Here is a 15,273-nt window from a genome sequence, read left to right on the forward strand (position 1 = left end):
CCTTGACCGGAGGTGGAACCGTGAACGTCCCTGAACTGTTGCCGGGGAAGGTGGTCCTGGTCGCCGGGGTCGGCCCGGGGCTCGGGCGGGAGCTGGCCGTACGGTGTGCCCGTGCCGGGGCCGATCTCGTGCTGGCCGCGCGCACCGCGTCCCGGCTTGAGGAGGTGGCCGACGAGGTCAAGCAGCTCGGCCGCCGGGCGCTGGCCGTACCGACCGATCTGACCGACGAGGAGGAGACCGCGAGCCTGGTGCGGGCGGCGGTCGAGACCTACGGGCGGGTGGACACGCTCATCCACAACGCCTTCGCGGCGCCGCAGCACCTGACGATGGTCGAGGTCGGCCTCGACGAGGTCCGCGAGGGGTTCGAGATCAACGTCTACGCGGCGTTGCGCCTGGCCCGGCTGCTCGCGCCGACGCTGGTGGAGAGCAGGGGCTCCATCGTCATGATCAACTCCTCGGTCCTGCGGCACTCGATCGAGCGTTGCGGCTCCTACAAGATGGCCAAGGCCGGGCTGCTCGCGCTCGCCCAGATGCTCTCCACCGAACTCGGTCCGCAGGGGGTGCGCGTCAACACCGTCGCCCCGGGGCCGATTCTGATCGACACGGTGAAGGCGTTCGTCGAGGAGATCGCCGCCGCCCGTGGCGTCCCCGCGCAGACGGTCTACGACGAGATGACGAGCAGCATCGACCGCCGCAGGCTCCAGGACCCCGACGAGGTCGCCGACGCCGTGATCTTCCTGGCCTCCGACCTGGCGCGGGCGATCACCGGACACTGCCTCGACGTCAACGGCGGCGAGTACCACAGCTGAGCCCCGCGGAGAGGTCGTCGAACTCGTCGGCCGGAGGATGTCAAAACCCCGGCCCCGGCTCCGACCTCTCCATGGAAGGCACGAAAACTCGATTCGGAGGAGCGAGTCATATGTCGAAGTTCATGCTGATCATGCACACCAGCCCCGCGGTCATGGAGAAGCTGTCCGAGGCCGAACTCAACGAGATCATGAGCGGTCACGGGGCGTTCCAGGAGAAGATCAAGGAGACCGGGGAGTTCGTCTCGACGCACGCCCTCGGCGACCCGTCCAACAGCGCGGTGGTCAGCGTCGCCGACGGGACCACCACCGTCAAGGACGGCCCGGTCACGGTGAGCGAGCTGGGCATCGGCGGCTACTACATCGTCGAGTGCGAGAGCAAGGACCGCGCCTACGAGGTCGCCGCGCTGATCCCGGACGCGAAGATCGACGGTCTTGCCGTCGAGGTCAGGCCCATCCTGTTCTCGGCCGGCGCCAACCTCTGAGCACCCGGGTCCACTGAACTCGGGACCGGTCGCGTACCGGTCCCGGAGGCACGTGCCCCCGTTCCCACCCGGCTCGGGGCGGGTGGGAACGGGCCGTGCCGTTTCAGAGGGCTTCACGAGGCCGGGTCGCGTGCCGTACCCCGTGAGGGATCACCGCCGGTCGCGAAGCCGGTGCGTCGCCGCCTCTCCGAGCCGTTACGCGGCGGCGAGTGCGAAGTGAGCTGTCGCGCCTGCCGCGAGTGCCAGGAAGAGCAGCGGGAACGCGATGTTGTGCAGGACCGATGCCCGTAGGTGTGCCCCGACCGCGACCAGGTAGAACAGGACCAGCCCGATCGCGGCCGCGAGCCCGAGGGGCGTGATACCGGCCAGCCCGACGACCAGGCCAAGTGCTCCGGCGCCCTTGAGCGCCGCGAGACAGGGCAGAAGCTCGGGGCGCAACCCGACCTCGGCCGAGTTCGCGAGGACGAATCCGGCCCGGAACAGGTCCGCGGCGACGATGAGGGCGTTGGCCGCGACGCACGCCACGGTGACGGTCACCAGCGCTGTCAGGACGAAGTCGTTCATGACGCGTACCGGAGCCCTGAGCCGTCGCCGACGTGGGCTGCGGTACGTTCGACGTCCGTGGGCGCCACCTTTTCGAACCGCTGGGGGTCGAGGTGAGACCGGGCGGTTTCCACGCTCATGGTGGGTCTCCTCCGTGCGGGGTCGGTTTGTTGGCCTGGTCGGCCGCCCTTCATGACGCCCGGCACGTCCGAAAGGTGACCGCCCCGTGGAACTGATCGAAGAGTTCGAGGCGGAACGCGCGCGGCTTCTCTCCCTCGCCCACCGGATCCTCGGGTCCGCCGAGGACGCCGAGGACGCCGTGCAGACCGCCTGGGTTCGCCTCCAGGCGGCGGACCACACACGGATTCGGACGCCTGCGGCGTGGTTCACCACGGTGACCGCACGTCTGTGCCTTGACCAGTTGCGAGCACGTGAACGACGCGGAGAGACGCCGCTCTTCGCCGAGATGCTTCCCGGCGATCGGATCGCCGTGGACGAGGAGTTCCTGCGCCGCGACAAGGTCTCCCGCGCGCTCATGGTGCTGCTCGACAAGCTCACTCCCACCCAGCGGGTCGCCTACGTGCTGCATGACCTCTTCGGCGTGCCGTTCCGCGAGATCGCCGACGTACTGGACACCACACCGACGAACGCGAAGAAGCTGGCCAGTCGTGCGCGGCAACGCCTCGAAGGGACAGATCCGGCGTCCGCAGAAGAGGCCCCGCGGACATCGGGCCACTGGCGGATCGTTGACGCCTTCCTCTCCGCCGCTCGTGGAGGGCACATCGACACGCTCATCACCCTGATGGCGCCCGAGGTCGTCCGGGCCGCCGACCCGGCCCTGCTCCCCGAGGGCGGCGCCGTCGAGGTCGTCGGGAACCACGCGGTGGCGGAGGAGACCCGTCACTTCGCCGATCGGGTCCACGCGAGCATCCCGATGCTCGTCAACGGCGCCGTCGCCGCGGTCATAGCCCCCGGGGGTCACCCGATCGCGGCCATCACCTTCACGTTCGAGGACGACAGGATCGCCCGTATCTCGATCGCTCGTCTGAAGCCGACCGACGAGGTGCGCCCGGTACGGCCCGGCGGCCTTCGAACGCTCTGACCCTTGGCCGGTGCCGCGTTCCGGCCGGCTCGCGGATCGTGAGGTTCATTTTCTGTCGGTGAAGCCGGTGCGGTAGGCCCAGACGACAGCCTGGGTGCGGTCGCGGACCTGGAGTTTGCCCAGGATGTGTTTGATGTGGGTCTTCACGGTCTCCGGGGAGACGTGCATCGAGCGGGCGATCTCGACGTTCGACAGGCCCTCGGCGAGGGCGCGCAGCACGTCGGCCTCCCGTTCGGTCAGCCGGGCCGCGCGGGTGGCGTCCCCGCCGCCCGCGCCGCGCCGGGCGGCCAGCGTCTCCAGCAGCCTGCGGGTCACCGAGGGCGCCACGAGCGCGTCCCCACCCGCGACCGTGCGGATGCCCTCGACCACCTGCTCCGGGGTCGCCCGTTTGAGCAGGAAACCGTCCGCCCCCGCCGCGATGGCGTCGTCCACGATCTCGTCGAGGTCGAAGGTGGTGAGCACCAGCACCCGGGGCCTGGGCTGCGGCCAGGAGGTGATCTCCCGGGTGGCGCGGACGCCGTCGTGGCCGGGCATCCGCACGTCCATCAGCACGACGTCCGGCCTGCTCTTCCTGACTCCGTGTACGGCCTGCGTCCCGTTGGCCGCCTCACCCACCACGACGATGTCCCGCTCGGCGCCGAGCAGGGCCCGCAGGCCACCCCTGACCAGCGCGTCGTCGTCGGCGAGGAACACCCTGATCATGACCGGGCCACCGGCAGGACCGCCCTGACGCCGAAGCCGCCCGCGACGGGACCCGCCTCAAGGTCGCCGCCTTCGAGCCGGGCCCGTTCCCTCATGTTGACCAGGCCGCGTCCCGGCACCGGCTCGGGGAAGCCGTCGCCCTCGTTGGTCACCTCAAGCAGCACCCTGTCCCCGGTCTGCGTCAGGTCGATCCTGATGCGTCCCTCGGCGGTGTGCCGCAGCGCGTTGGTCACGGCCTCCTGGGTGATCCGGTAGACGGCCCGCGCCCCGCTGGCGGGCAGGTCCACCTCGCCGATGTCGAGGTCGAGCTCCCGCCCCGCGGCACGGACCCACCCGGCGAGCTGGGCGAGGTCGGCCGTCGTGGGATCGACGTCCGCCCGGTCCGTGCCGTCGCGGACCGGGTCGAGGACGCGCAGCAGGCGGTCCAGTTCGTCGAGCGCGCCCCTGCCGAGCGTCTCGATGTGCCCGAGCGCCTCGTGGCCGAAGGCGGGGTTCTCCGCGAAGACCCGCCTACCCACCCCGGCCTGCATGACCATCACGTTGACCGCGTGGCCGAGCGCGTCGTGCAGCTCCCCGGCCAGCCGGGCACGCTCCTGGAGCAGGACCTGTTCGGCGAGCGCGACCCGCTCCCTGGCCTCGCTCACGGCACGGGCCTGGCACGGGCCTCGGCCGCGGCGGCGTAGGCGCGGCGGCTCAGCGCGGCGTCGCCCCCGATGGTCGCGATCAGGAAGCACATGGTGATCCCCGACAGTTCGAGCAGGCTCACCTGGCCACGGTCCAGCACCAGGTATCCGACGACCGCGAGCCCGGCGGCCACGGCGGCCACCAGCCTGCGCGGCCAGTCGCGGTACACGGAGAAGCAGGTGAACAGGGCGATCCAGGCGGGCCACTGCACCACGGTCACCGCGTATCCCGCCGCCTCGTTGACCACCAGCAGCGCCGAGACGACGCCGACCACCGGCAACGGGAAGACCTGCCGCCACAGCAGGGTCAGCGCGGCGACCGTGATCAGGGCGAGCCCGGGAAGGTCGGGCTCCCGGTAGGGCGGTCCGGCGGCGGCCAGCACGCTCGCGACAACGGACCCGACGGCCAGCGCACCCGCCAGCCAGCGGTCGGCCCTGGTGGGCCGGGTACGGCGAAAGCCGCCTGGAGGAGTACGCATACCCCCATCCTTCACCGAACCAGGGCAAGCAGGTCAACCGGTCTCCCTCGGATGAGGGAGGCTCCCTCCCCAGGCAGGGGGGCGACCGCCGTACCCGGGCGACCCTACGTTGTGGACAACCTTGGACGGCCCTTACGGACGGCCGATCGACGATGGGGGCGTTCATGAGAAGGACAGTCGGGCTGTGGTGGGTCGTCCTCACCGCGGTGGGAATCGCGGTGTACGCGCCGCTGCCGTACCTGACGGAGACGCTGCGGCAGCTCGCGCGGACCGAGGTCGGGATCGCGGCCAACTACGTCGACCAGCCGGGCTGGGCGCAGGCGGCCCTGTACGTGCACATCTGCTTCGGTGCCCTGGCGCTGCTGATCTCACCCACCCAGTTCGTCGTACGGCTGCGCACCCGCTTTCCCGGGTTCCACCGGGTCTGCGGGCGGGTCGCGATCGTCTCCATGATCGTGGCCGGGGTGGCGGGGCTGGTGATGGCCCCGGCCAACATGGCGGGTCCGGTGGGCACGGTCGGCTTCGGGACGCTGGCCGTACTGTGGACGACCTTCGCCGTTGCGGCCTACCGGGCGATCAGGCGCGGTGACGTCGCCACGCACCGCCGCTGGGCGACGCGGGCGTTCGCGCTGACGTACGCCGCGGTGATGCTCAGGACGTGGCCGCTCGTCCTCGTCCCGCTCCAGGTCGCGTTCGGCGTGGACGAGGTCACCGCCTTCGACCGCTCCTACCTGGCCAACTCCTTCCTGAGCTGGGTGCCGAACCTGCTGCTCGTGGAGATCATGCTTCGGCGGATCCCGCGACGGGCCGCCCACGCCGCGAACCGCGCCGTGAACCAGGAGGTCGCCGCGTCCGTTTCCGGATCGCCGGGACCATCCCGGTAGGAACCGAGAAAGGCATGCGATGCGTCGAGGAACGAGCCGGAAGATCGCCCTGCTGACCGGTGCGGCCACCGTCGTGGCCGCCTGCGGTCTGTCGGGAGCGGGTCCGGCGCTGGCCGACGTCCCCCAGCCGGACTGCGGAAAGATCTACCAGCGGAAGGGCGCCGGGTTCTACGAGGACAACCCGGTCTACGTCGACCGGCGGAACGACTCCGCCGACTGGAAGGTGTCCACCCCGAAAGCCGAGGGCCTGGACGGGAAGCGGATCAAGGCCGGGGTCGCCTATTTAGCGCGTACCTCCTCGCTCACCAGCGTCATCGTGATGCGCCACGGCAAACTGGTCACCGAGTCCTACTTCCACGGCGGCGCCGTGAACAGGGCGCGGAACATCCACTCCTCGTCGAAGGGCGTCATCCAGGCCCTCGTCGGCATCGCCGTCAGCGAGAGGCGCATCGGCAGCCTGAACGACCCGATCAGCAAGTATCTCCCCGCCACCTACTTCACCGGCCCCGGCGCCGACAAGAAGAACATCACCGTCAGGCACCTCCTCACCATGTCCTCCGGGATCGCCTGGAAGGAGGACAAGTCGGAGAAGCTGATCGAGAAGCAGCCGGACTGGGTCCGGGCCATCCTCGCCCGGCCCCTGGCACACCGGCCGGGGACGACCTTCAATTACGGCAGCGACAACACCCACCTGCTGTCGGCCATCCTGCAGCGGGCCACCGGCATGAACACCTGCCGCTACGCCGAGACCCGGCTTTTCAGCAAGATCGGCATCACCCCCGAGCACTGGGGCAGGGACCCGCAGGGGATCTACTCCGGTGGCTACAACCTCTATCTCACGCCTCGCGAGATGGCGAAGTTCGGCCAGCTCTACCTCAACGGCGGACGCTGGAACGGCAGGCAGGTCGTCCCCAAAGTGACCGTCCAGCAGGCCGCGACCACGGTCCTCAAGGCCGACAGGACCTACTCGTACTCCTCGGGCTGGTGGAAGCAGAAGATCCGGGGCGTGGACATCTTCTTCGGCTGGGGCTTCGGCGGGCAGTTCCTCTACGTCATCCCGTCCCTCGACGTCGTCTTCGCCACCACCCAGGACACCTCGCCGAGCGCCGACGGCCAGGAGGTGGACGAGGTGACCTTCGTCAGGGACTATCTGCTGCCCGCCGTACAGAAGAAGAAGTAGGGGTCAGCGGACCCCGGCGCGTTGGGAGGCGGCGGCGTCGGGGCGCAGGTCCGCAAGGGTGAGCGGGTGCGCGGGCGGGTCGGGCAGGAGCATCGTGCGGACGAGGCCCAGGTCGGGGCCGTTGTGCACGAGTTCGCCTGGTTCGAGTAGCCGCCAGCCGGGGTCGTCGTCCATCCGCTCGCTGGCCACGACCAGCGCGGGCACCGTGGACAGGTCGTCGGAGCGCACCCGCATGTGCCCGCCCGTTCCCCGGTGGTCGAGGTGGCCGCCGGGGGTGCGTTCGAGCACGTAGAGCTCGTGGGTGTCGGGGTAGCGCAGCGCCCACAGCTCGTCGGGGGTGGCGAGGACGATGTTGAGCGCGTACAGCGGCAGGTTCTCCGCGACCCACCGTACGGCCCGGCCAAGCCCCTCGGCCACGTCCCCGCCGTTCGCCCTGATCTCCTTGGTGACCAGGGCGAACACCCGTTCCGAGTCGGTCTCGCCCTTGACCAGGGAGAGCGCGTCCCCCAAATGCTTGTCGAGCAGGTCGAGGCCCTCGACGACGCCGTTGTGCGCGAACAGCCGTCCGTCCTGCTCGAAGGGGTGGGTGTTGCGGACGTCGAGGCCCCCGGTCGAGGCGAACCTGATGTGGGCCACGAAGGTGGTTGACCGCACGTCCCTGGCCTCCTCGGCGAAGTGCCGGTCGGCGTAGGCGGCGATGGGCGCCTTGTGCACCCGCGGCGTGCCGTCCTCCTCGAAGTAGCCGAGCCCGGTCCCGTCGGGGTCGCGGTGCCCCTGGACGCTGAGGCTGTCCGGAGCGTCGAGCAGCCAGAACGTGGCCCGGGTGCGTCGCGGCGCACCGGTCATCCCGAACAGACGGCACATTCCGCCTCCCCTCCTCGGGAGAGTCCTTCCCCGGGCGTGGCAGATCTTGCTCGGTTTGCGGTGAAAGTCCAGGTCGGGAGGTGTCCTGGGTGGCGCAATCTGACCGTTATGCCATTTTCCCTACTCGTTTAATAGGCTTTTTCCGTGAGACAGTCCGACCGCCGCGGAAGAGCGGCAGCGTCCCGGAGCAGGGCCGACCGCGCGAGGCAGGTGGCCGACCTGCTGCGGCGGGAGATCGTGCACGGCGGGTACGGCGTGGGGCGGCTCCCGCTCGAAGCCGCCCTCGCCCGCGAGTTCGGGACCTCGCGCAACGCCATCCGTGAGGCCCTGGACCTGCTGCGCGGCGAGGGGCTCGTCGAACGCTGCCCCGGCGTCGGCACCACGGTCGCCGCGGAGAAGTATCCCCACGACCTGCACCGCCTGCTCGGCCTCGCCGAGACCCTCCACGAACACGGCCGGGTCACCAACGAGGTCCGCACGATGAGCCTCATCGCGCCGCCCGCCGCGGTCGCGCGCAGGCTCGGCCTCGCGGCGGGGGAGCAGGTCGTCTTCCTCGAACGGCTGCGCAGCCTCAACGGCCTGCCGCTCTCCCTCGACCTGACCTATCTCGTCCGCGACGTCGGCGAACCGCTGTTCGACGCCGACCTCGAAGGCAACGACATCTTCGTGCTGCTCGAACACATCACCGGCCAGCCTCTTGGTACGGCGGAGCTGACCATGGAGGCCGTCAACGCCGACGCCCACACCGCCGCCGTGCTCGACGCCCCGCGCGGAGCCGCCCTGCTCATGATCGAGCGGCTCACCCACCTGTCGGACGGACGCCCCGTCGACCTGGAGTACGTCCGCTTCCGCGGGGACCGCCTGACCATGCGCGGCCACCTGCACCGCGGCCGGGAGGAGGACACATGCCCCTGATCAACCAGCGCGTCGAGGTCCCGGTGACCATCGACGAGGCCCTGTGCATCGACGGCTGCACGCTCTGCGTCGAGGCCTGCCCACTGGACTCCCTCGCCATCAGCGACGAGACCGGCAAGGCCTACATGTACGTCGACGAGTGCTGGTACTGCGGCCCCTGCGCCGCCCGCTGTCCCGTGGACGCGGTCACCATCAACATCCCCTACCTGCTCCGCTGAAGGACGTGCCCCGGAGATGAGATCCCTCCGTACGGCGGCGCTGGCCGCCCTGTCGCTCCTGCTCACCGGCTGCTCGGTCGCCGGTGCCGGTGCCGGTGTCCCCGACGGCTCCGAGGGCGGGAAGATCCGCCTCGTCGTCGGATACCAGTCGAAGACGATCAACACCGTGACCGCCGGGACGCTGCTGCGCTCGCTCGGCTACCTGGAGAAGCGGCTCGGCGACCGCTACACCGTCGAGTGGCAGGACCACGACACCGGCGCCCCCATCACCGCGAAGATGGTGGCCGGGAAGATAGACATTGGCTCGATGGGTGACTACCCCCTGCTGATCAACGCCTCCCGCACCCAGCAGACCCCTTCGGCCCGCACCGAACTGGTCTCCGTCACCGGCTACAACCTGCGCGGCGCGCTCAACATGGTCGTCGTCGCCAAGGACTCGCCCGCCAGGACGCTGGCCGACCTGAAGGGGAAGAAGATCTCCGCCAGCGTCGGCTCCGCCGGGCACGGCACCCTGGTCCAGGCGCTGGAGAAGGCGGGCATCGACCCGACGACCGGCGTCGAGACCGTCAACCAGCAACCCCCGGTCGGCGCCTCGGCGCTTGAGTCGGGCGGCGTCCAGGGCTACGCCCAGTTCGTGGCCTGGCCGGGCCTGCTCGTCTTCCAGGACAAGGCACGCCTGCTCTACGACGGCGCCGCCCTCGACGTGCCGACCTTCCACGGCGTCGTGCTGCGCCAGGCCTACGCCAAGGAGCACCCCGAGGTTGTCGACGCCTTCCTCAAGGCGCAGCTCGACGCCACCACCTACCTGCACGAACACCCGCTCCAGGCCGCGCTGACCGTGGCCGACCAGACCGGGCTGCCCGCCGAGGTCGTCTACCTCTACAACGGCCCCGGCGGCATCTCGACCTTCGACGCCACCCTCAAGCCGCAGCTCAAGGCCGCCCACGAGCACGACGTGCCCTATCTCAGGCGCATCGGCGACGGCTTCTCCGGCGTGGACCTCACGACGTTCGTCAACGACACCTATCTCCGCAGGGCGTACGGCCCGGCCTACGAGACCGACCTCGCCTCGACCGCCAACCCCGCGAAGATCACCGGCACCGACCCCGTCTGCGACGTCCCCGTCGACGACCCGGCGACCGCCTCCGAGCTGTGGCTGTCCGGCCAGGAGACCACCAGGCCCGCCGCGACCCCCACCTGCCTGCTGCGGCAGATCGCCGGGGCGGGCTCGGCGAAGGTCCGCGCCGCCTACGTTCCCGACACGGCCACCGGGACCCGCTGGTTCGCCGACCGGTCCGTCTGGCTCAGGGACCCGGAGGGGAAGAAGAACGCCGAGTTCCTGCCCTTCACCACCGAGGACGGCGCCAGGGCCTACCGCGAGGCCCACCCGAAGACCGAGATCGTCACCTACGACGCCGCCCTCAAGGCCGCCCTGTGACGGGGGGCTCCGCCGTACGGCATCGGCGCTCCCAAGGCCGCTCGGTGAGTGGCGGCCTCGCCGTACGGCATCGGCGGGTTGAGGGCCGTTCGGTTCTGCGGTGGGTGACCAGGGTGGGGTGTCTGGTGGCGGCGGCCGGGTTGTGGCAGGTGCTCACCGCGACCGACGCCCACCTGTGGTTGCGGTTCGACCGGCTGCCGGGCCCCGGCGAGGTCGCCGCCCGCTTCGCCACCCAGCTCACGACCCGGCTGTACTACCTCGACCTGCTGCAGAGTCTCATCCGCATCCTCACCGGCTTCGCGCTCGCCGCGGTCGCCGGGATCACCGTCGGCGTCCTGATCGCCCGCTCCCGTAGCGCGGGCGACGTGCTGCTGCCGCTCCTTGAGGCCGTACGGCCCATCCCCGCCATCGCCCTGGTGCCCATCGCGATCCTGCTGTTCCCCACCGACGAGCAGGGCATCGTGTTCATCACCTTCACCGCCGCCTTCTTCCCCGTCATGGTCAGCACCCGGCACGCCGTACGGGCACTGCCCACGCTGTGGGAGGACGCGGTCAGGACACTCGGCGGGAGCCGTCGCCACGTGCTGTGGAACGTCGTGCTCCCCGGCACCCTGCCCGGCGTCTTCGGCGGCCTGTCGGTCGGCATGGGCGTCGCGTGGATCTGTGTGATCTCCGCGGAGATGATCTCCGGCGAGTTCGGGGTCGGCTACCGGACCTGGCACGCCTACACGATCGTCGACTACCCCGGGGTGATCGTCGGGATGGTCACCATCGGCGCCCTCGGGTGGCTGACCTCCTCCGTTGTCGAACTGGTCGGCAGACGCGTCACCCGCTGGCTGCCGCGAGGAGAGGGGAGTGGCGCATGACGCTCACCGGACAGCGTGTGGAGGCGGGCCGTACCGGACTGTCGTTCCGGCTCGACGGGGCCGGGTTCGGGTACGGGAACACGACAGTGCTGCGGGATGTCGCCCTCGACGTCGCGCCCGGCGAGGTCATGGTGGTCGTCGGGGCCTCCGGTTCCGGCAAGTCCACGCTGCTGCGCGCCCTGGCGGGACTGCTGGCCGCCCGCGAGGGACGCGTCCTGGCCGGGGAGGAACCGGTCACCGGCCCGGGCGCCGAGCGCGCCATGGTCTTCCAGGACGACGGCCTGCTGCCGTGGCGCACCGTACGGCGTAACGTCGAACTCCCGCTGGCCATCAGGAAGGTCTCCCGGCGCGAGCGCGCGCTGGCCGCCACCGAGTGGATCGAACGGGTCGGCCTGACCGAGGCCGCCGAGCGGCTGCCCAGGGAGCTGTCCGGCGGCATGCGCCAGCGGGTGCAACTCGCCCGCGCCCTGGTCGGCGCGCCCCGGGCCGTGCTGATGGACGAGCCCTTCGGCGCCCTGGACGCCCAGACCAGGGCCGACATGCAACGCCTGCTGCTGGACGTGCTGCGCGACACCTCGGCGACCGTCGTCTTCGTCACCCACGACGTGGACGAGGCGCTGCTGCTGGCCGACCGCGTCGCCGTGCTGGGCCGTACCGGCGTCAAGACCGTCCTGGAGACGCGGGGCGGGCCCAGGGAGGCCCTGCGCGAACGCATCCTGAAGGAGCTGTAGTGGACATTCCCCCCGTCGAGGACCGCCTCGACCTGGAGTGCGAGGTGCTCGTCGTAGGTGGCGGGACCGCGGGCACGATGGCCGCGATCACCGCCGCCGAGCGCGGCGCCCGCGTGCTGCTGCTGGAGAAGGCCCACGTACGGCACAGCGGCGCCCTGGCCATGGGCATGGACGGGGTCAACAACGCCGTCATCCCCGGCAAGGCCACCCCAGAGGACTACGTCGCCGAGATCACCAGGGCCAACGACGGCATCGTCAACCAGCGGACCATCCACCAGACCGCGACCCGTGGCCACGACATGGTCCGCAGGCTCGAACGCTACGGCGTGAAGTTCGAGAAGGACGAGTACGGCGAGTACGCCGTCCGCAGGGTGCACCGCTCGGGCAGTTACGTGCTGCCCATGCCCGAGGGCAAGGACGTCAAGAAGGTCCTCTACCGGGTGCTCCGCCGCCGCGACATCAGGGAGAAGGTCAGGATCGAGAACCGCGTCATGCCGGTGCGCGTCCTGACCGAGGGTGGCAGGGCGGTCGGTATCGCCGGGTTCGACACCCGCAGCGGCGCCTTCGTCGTGGTGCGGGCCGGGGCGGTCATCCTGGCCACCGGCGCCTGCGGACGGCTCGGCCTGCCCGCCAGCGGCTACCTCTACGGCACCTACGAGAACCCGGCCAACGCGGGGGACGGCTACGCCATGGCCTACCACGCGGGGGCCGAACTGAGTGGCATCGAGTGTTTCCAGATCAACCCGTTGATCAAGGACTACAACGGCCCCGCCTGCGCGTACGTGGCGAACCCGTTCGGTGGCTACCAGGTCAACAGCGAGGGCGAACGGTTCGTCGACTCCGACTACTGGTCGGGCCAGATGATGGCCGAGGTCGCCGCCGAGATCGACTCCGCCCGGGGGCCGATCTATCTCAAGCTCACCCACCTGCCGGACGAGACCGTCTCGGCCCTTGAGACCATCCTGCACTCCACGGAGCGGCCGACCCGGGGCACCTTCCACGCCGGGCGGGGTCACGACTACCGGACCCACGACGTGGAGATGCACATCTCCGAGATCGGGCTGTGCGGCGGCCACTCCGCCTCCGGCGTCTGGGTGGACGAGAACGGCGCCACCACCGTCCCCGGCCTGTACGCCGCGGGGGACCTGGCGTGCGTCCCGCACAACTACATGATCGGCGCCTTCGTCTTCGGCGACCTCGCCGGGGCGCATGCCGCCGCCAACCACCGCGTCCCCGAGACGCTCCCCGAGGACCAGGTCACCGCCGCCCACGAACTGGTCTACCGGCCGCTGCGCAACCCCGAAGGGCCGCCGCAGCCCCAGGTGGAGTACAAGCTGCGCCGCTTCGTCAACGACTACGTGGCGCCGCCGAAGACCGGCGCCAAGCTGGAGATCGCGCTTGAGTCCTTCGAGCGGATGCGCCAGGAGATCGCCGCGATGGGCGCGCACACCCCGCACGAACTGATGCGCTGCGTCGAGGTGGACTTCATCCGCGACTGCGCCGAGATGGCCGCCCGCTCCTCCCTGGTGCGCACCGAGAGCCGCTGGGGCCTCTACCACGACCGCGCCGACCTGCCGGAACGCGACGACGAGAGCTGGCTGTTCCACCTGAACCTGCGCCGCCGCCCCGACGGCGCCATGGAGTTTCTCAAGCGTCCCGTCGAGCCGTACATCGTGCCCGTCGAGGAGTTCCAGCCGGTCCAGGCCGAGCCCGTGCTCATCGGCGCCCACACCAGCGCCCCGGTGCGCACGGTCGAGGAGACCCGCGCCACCGGGACCGCCGTGGGCCGCTCGCCCCGCATCCTGGAGCTGCACCGCCTCGCCGAGGAACAGCCCCCGGTCGAACGGCTCGCCCCCTATCTCGCCGACCCCGACCCCAAGGTGCGCAGGGCGGCCATCGCGGTGCTCACCGAGACCGTTCCCGACGGCGCCGGACACGCGCTGGTCGCCGCCCTGGCAGACGACCACGGCATGGTACGGCGGGCCGCCGCCAACGGCCTGCGGGAACTCGTCGAGGTGCTGCCCGCAGAGCCCGGGCTCGGCGCCGGGCTGACCACCCAGGCGGGCAGCGCCGACGCCGTGGTCAGGGCGAGCGCGCTTGACCTGCTGCGCGCCCTGCGCCTGGGCGGCGCGGAGATCTTCGCGGCGGGCACCGGGGACCCCGACCACCGGGTGCGCATCGAGGCCATCCGCGGCCTGGTCTCCCTCGACGAGTCCGGTCTCGTCGCCGAGGCCGCGGGCGACGCCTCCCGGGAGGTCCGCGTCCGGGTGGCCACCGGTCTGGGCACCATCGGCAAACCGTCCGCCGCCCTGGAGACGCTCGCCGACGACCCCGACCCGCTCGTCAGGGCCGCCGCCCTCGAATCGTCCGGCGCCACCGGTTCCCCGCTGACGGCCCTGGCCGTACGGGGGCTGGGGGACGACGCCTGGCAGGTGCGGGTTGGCGCGGCCCGCTGCCTGGGCGCCTGCGACCCAGAGACCGCCGTCCCCCTCCTCGCCGAGGCCGTGACCGACCCCAACCTCGACGTGCGCAAGGCCGCCGTCCTCGCCTTGGCTCCGTGGGGCGGTCGGCCGGAGGTGGCCGCCGTGCTGCGGGCCGTACTGTCCGACCCCGACGCCGACGTCCGCGCCCACGCCCGCCGGGCGCTGTGACACTTTTCCCGAAGGGCCGTCCATCCCGGGCGGCCCTTCTTTTTGTTTCCGGTGCCGGTGTGCAACCGCTCATCTGGCGCGGTCGCACAGTCATGCCTTCCGCGTTCTCCCAGGTGGTGGCCGTGCGCCACGGTCCTTCACCGTCCTGGGGAGCGGGTTCCGACGCGACCGTATCCGGTTGACAGTGCGTTGGGAAGGCTGTTTTCATTCGACATCCCGCATATGGTCGGTGCCTTTCCAGGGCATTTCCGATTACCGGTGTGCCATGCGCGCGGAAGGTGACGGCGGACATCGGGGGCCGGGATCTTCCGGCCGCTGGAAGTCGTAGAGGGGGCGGCGTGTCCGTCACGGGCCGCCGCCACCCTCTCGAAATGTGAGACGTTCTCGAATCCGAGCCGGACAGGCCGGGCCTTTCATCGGCGAAAGGTGCCGGTCGGCCTGTTGCGCCCCCGGTGTCCCTCCCGGGAGTGTATTGTCCGCCCTTCGCCCCGCCGGGCGGCACCGTGAAATCCCGATCCCTTCGCTCTTCTATTGTGATCGGTCGGTATTGTTGAGACGGTGTCAATCCACCGCGCTCTTTCCGCTGGCCGCCGGAGCGTGATCCCCCCGTTTCCGTACGGCACCGCCCCCGGCGTGTCCCCTCCGCCGCGTGAATAAGTAACCCGCATAGATGCCGAAGCCGGTGAGATTAGGATTACTCATCGAATAATAGTTGACAGGCGCTCT

At 70.6% G+C, this 15,273-nt stretch carries 16 protein-coding genes; 11 read left to right on the forward strand and 5 right to left on the reverse strand.

Translation table 11 applies throughout. The annotated features are described in order from the left end of the window. Positions 1 to 20: 20 nt before the first annotated feature. Together FHS44_RS29465 and FHS44_RS29470 are read left to right on the forward strand one after the other, a co-directional pair. The gene (locus FHS44_RS29465; RefSeq protein ID WP_312863856.1) at positions 21 to 809 is read left to right on the forward strand and encodes an SDR family oxidoreductase; all 789 of its coding nucleotides are present in this window, start codon (positions 21 to 23) and stop codon (positions 807 to 809) included. Positions 810 to 919: 110 nt separating this feature from the next. After that, entirely contained in the window at positions 920 to 1,291 is a 372-nt protein-coding gene (locus FHS44_RS29470) for a YciI family protein (RefSeq protein ID WP_184720554.1), read from the forward strand. A 195-nt stretch (positions 1,292 to 1,486) separates the two neighbouring features. Here the strand turns inward: FHS44_RS29470 and FHS44_RS29475 are convergent, their stop codons facing one another. After that, positions 1,487 to 1,855: a DoxX family protein gene (locus FHS44_RS29475; RefSeq protein ID WP_184720555.1), complete on the reverse strand. Its 369-nt coding sequence runs from the start codon at positions 1,853 to 1,855 to the stop codon at positions 1,487 to 1,489. Positions 1,856 to 2,060: 205 nt separating this feature from the next. Between FHS44_RS29475 and FHS44_RS29480 the strand changes: the two genes are divergently transcribed. Further along, positions 2,061 to 2,936, forward strand: a complete 876-nt coding sequence (locus FHS44_RS29480; RefSeq protein ID WP_184720557.1) for a sigma-70 family RNA polymerase sigma factor — start codon at positions 2,061 to 2,063, stop codon at positions 2,934 to 2,936. 45 nt (positions 2,937 to 2,981) lie between these two features. Here the strand turns inward: FHS44_RS29480 and FHS44_RS29485 are convergent, their stop codons facing one another. Genes FHS44_RS29485 through FHS44_RS29495 form a run of 3 tightly spaced genes read right to left on the reverse strand, consistent with a single transcriptional unit; the run spans position 2,982 to position 4,800 of the window. Further along, positions 2,982 to 3,638: a response regulator gene (locus FHS44_RS29485; protein WP_184720559.1), complete on the reverse strand. Its 657-nt coding sequence runs from the start codon at positions 3,636 to 3,638 to the stop codon at positions 2,982 to 2,984. Further along, complete coding sequence (locus FHS44_RS29490; protein ID WP_184720561.1) at positions 3,635 to 4,282, reverse strand: sensor histidine kinase; 648 nt, start codon at positions 4,280 to 4,282, stop codon at positions 3,635 to 3,637. The genes FHS44_RS29485 and FHS44_RS29490 overlap by 4 nt, the downstream gene beginning before the upstream one ends. Continuing rightward, a complete protein-coding gene (locus tag FHS44_RS29495) occupies positions 4,279 to 4,800 on the reverse strand; it encodes a hypothetical protein (RefSeq protein ID WP_184720563.1) in 522 nt (173 codons plus the stop codon). Before FHS44_RS29495 ends, FHS44_RS29490 begins: the two co-directional genes overlap by 4 nt. Before the next feature lie 164 nt (positions 4,801 to 4,964). Between FHS44_RS29495 and FHS44_RS29500 the strand changes: the two genes are divergently transcribed. After that, entirely contained in the window at positions 4,965 to 5,684 is a 720-nt protein-coding gene (locus FHS44_RS29500) for a DUF2306 domain-containing protein (protein ID WP_184720565.1), read from the forward strand. A gap of 19 nt (positions 5,685 to 5,703) precedes the next feature. Beyond that, positions 5,704 to 6,864 carry a serine hydrolase domain-containing protein gene (locus FHS44_RS29505; RefSeq protein ID WP_184720567.1) on the forward strand — a complete coding sequence of 387 codons (1,161 nt, stop codon included), beginning with the start codon at positions 5,704 to 5,706 and terminating at the stop codon, positions 6,862 to 6,864. A gap of 3 nt (positions 6,865 to 6,867) precedes the next feature. Here FHS44_RS29505 and FHS44_RS29510 read toward each other — a convergent pair whose 3' ends face one another. Continuing rightward, positions 6,868 to 7,728, reverse strand: a complete 861-nt coding sequence (locus FHS44_RS29510) for a class II glutamine amidotransferase (protein WP_184720569.1) — start codon at positions 7,726 to 7,728, stop codon at positions 6,868 to 6,870. Between the two features lie 144 nt (positions 7,729 to 7,872). Between FHS44_RS29510 and FHS44_RS42460 the strand changes: the two genes are divergently transcribed. The 6 genes from FHS44_RS42460 to FHS44_RS29540 are packed head-to-tail and all read left to right on the forward strand — an operon-like array spanning position 7,873 to position 14,547. Beyond that, positions 7,873 to 8,643 carry a GntR family transcriptional regulator gene (locus FHS44_RS42460; protein ID WP_184720572.1) on the forward strand — a complete coding sequence of 257 codons (771 nt, stop codon included), beginning with the start codon at positions 7,873 to 7,875 and terminating at the stop codon, positions 8,641 to 8,643. After that, the gene (locus FHS44_RS29520) at positions 8,634 to 8,861 is read left to right on the forward strand and encodes a 4Fe-4S dicluster domain-containing protein (RefSeq protein ID WP_184720574.1); all 228 of its coding nucleotides are present in this window, start codon (positions 8,634 to 8,636) and stop codon (positions 8,859 to 8,861) included. Before FHS44_RS42460 ends, FHS44_RS29520 begins: the two co-directional genes overlap by 10 nt. Positions 8,862 to 8,877: 16 nt before the next feature. Then, positions 8,878 to 10,299: an ABC transporter substrate-binding protein gene (locus tag FHS44_RS29525; RefSeq protein WP_184720576.1), complete on the forward strand. Its 1,422-nt coding sequence runs from the start codon at positions 8,878 to 8,880 to the stop codon at positions 10,297 to 10,299. Further along, complete coding sequence (locus tag FHS44_RS29530; RefSeq protein ID WP_312863857.1) at positions 10,296 to 11,165, forward strand: ABC transporter permease; 870 nt, start codon at positions 10,296 to 10,298, stop codon at positions 11,163 to 11,165. Before FHS44_RS29525 ends, FHS44_RS29530 begins: the two co-directional genes overlap by 4 nt. Then, positions 11,162 to 11,896, forward strand: coding sequence for an ABC transporter ATP-binding protein (locus tag FHS44_RS29535; protein WP_184720578.1), 735 nt, complete (start codon positions 11,162 to 11,164; stop codon positions 11,894 to 11,896). The genes FHS44_RS29530 and FHS44_RS29535 overlap by 4 nt, the downstream gene beginning before the upstream one ends. Next, the gene (locus tag FHS44_RS29540) at positions 11,896 to 14,547 is read left to right on the forward strand and encodes a fumarate reductase/succinate dehydrogenase flavoprotein subunit (RefSeq protein WP_184720580.1); all 2,652 of its coding nucleotides are present in this window, start codon (positions 11,896 to 11,898) and stop codon (positions 14,545 to 14,547) included. The genes FHS44_RS29535 and FHS44_RS29540 overlap by 1 nt, the downstream gene beginning before the upstream one ends. The last annotated feature ends 726 nt before the right edge of the window (positions 14,548 to 15,273 follow it).

The organism is Streptosporangium saharense, from assembly GCF_014203715.1.
In the GTDB taxonomy this organism is placed as follows: Bacteria; Actinomycetota; Actinomycetes; order Streptosporangiales; family Streptosporangiaceae; genus Streptosporangium; species Streptosporangium saharense.

Excerpts from the sequence above, each read along its gene's own strand:
- FHS44_RS29535 (WP_184720578.1), top strand. The coding sequence starts at position 11,162 with ATGACGCTCACCGGACAGCGTGTGGAGGCGGGCCGTACCGGACTGTCG.
- FHS44_RS29520 (WP_184720574.1), top strand. The coding sequence starts at position 8,634 with ATGCCCCTGATCAACCAGCGCGTCGAGGTCCCGGTGACCATCGACGAG.
- FHS44_RS29500 (WP_184720565.1), top strand. The coding sequence starts at position 4,965 with ATGAGAAGGACAGTCGGGCTGTGGTGGGTCGTCCTCACCGCGGTGGGA.
- FHS44_RS29475 (WP_184720555.1), bottom strand. The coding sequence starts at position 1,855 with ATGAACGACTTCGTCCTGACAGCGCTGGTGACCGTCACCGTGGCGTGC.
- FHS44_RS29510 (WP_184720569.1), bottom strand. The coding sequence starts at position 7,728 with ATGTGCCGTCTGTTCGGGATGACCGGTGCGCCGCGACGCACCCGGGCC.
- FHS44_RS29505 (WP_184720567.1), top strand. The coding sequence starts at position 5,704 with ATGCGTCGAGGAACGAGCCGGAAGATCGCCCTGCTGACCGGTGCGGCC.
- FHS44_RS29485 (WP_184720559.1), bottom strand. The coding sequence starts at position 3,638 with ATGATCAGGGTGTTCCTCGCCGACGACGACGCGCTGGTCAGGGGTGGC.
- FHS44_RS29495 (WP_184720563.1), bottom strand. The coding sequence starts at position 4,800 with ATGCGTACTCCTCCAGGCGGCTTTCGCCGTACCCGGCCCACCAGGGCC.
- FHS44_RS29525 (WP_184720576.1), top strand. The coding sequence starts at position 8,878 with ATGAGATCCCTCCGTACGGCGGCGCTGGCCGCCCTGTCGCTCCTGCTC.
- FHS44_RS29470 (WP_184720554.1), top strand. The coding sequence starts at position 920 with ATGTCGAAGTTCATGCTGATCATGCACACCAGCCCCGCGGTCATGGAG.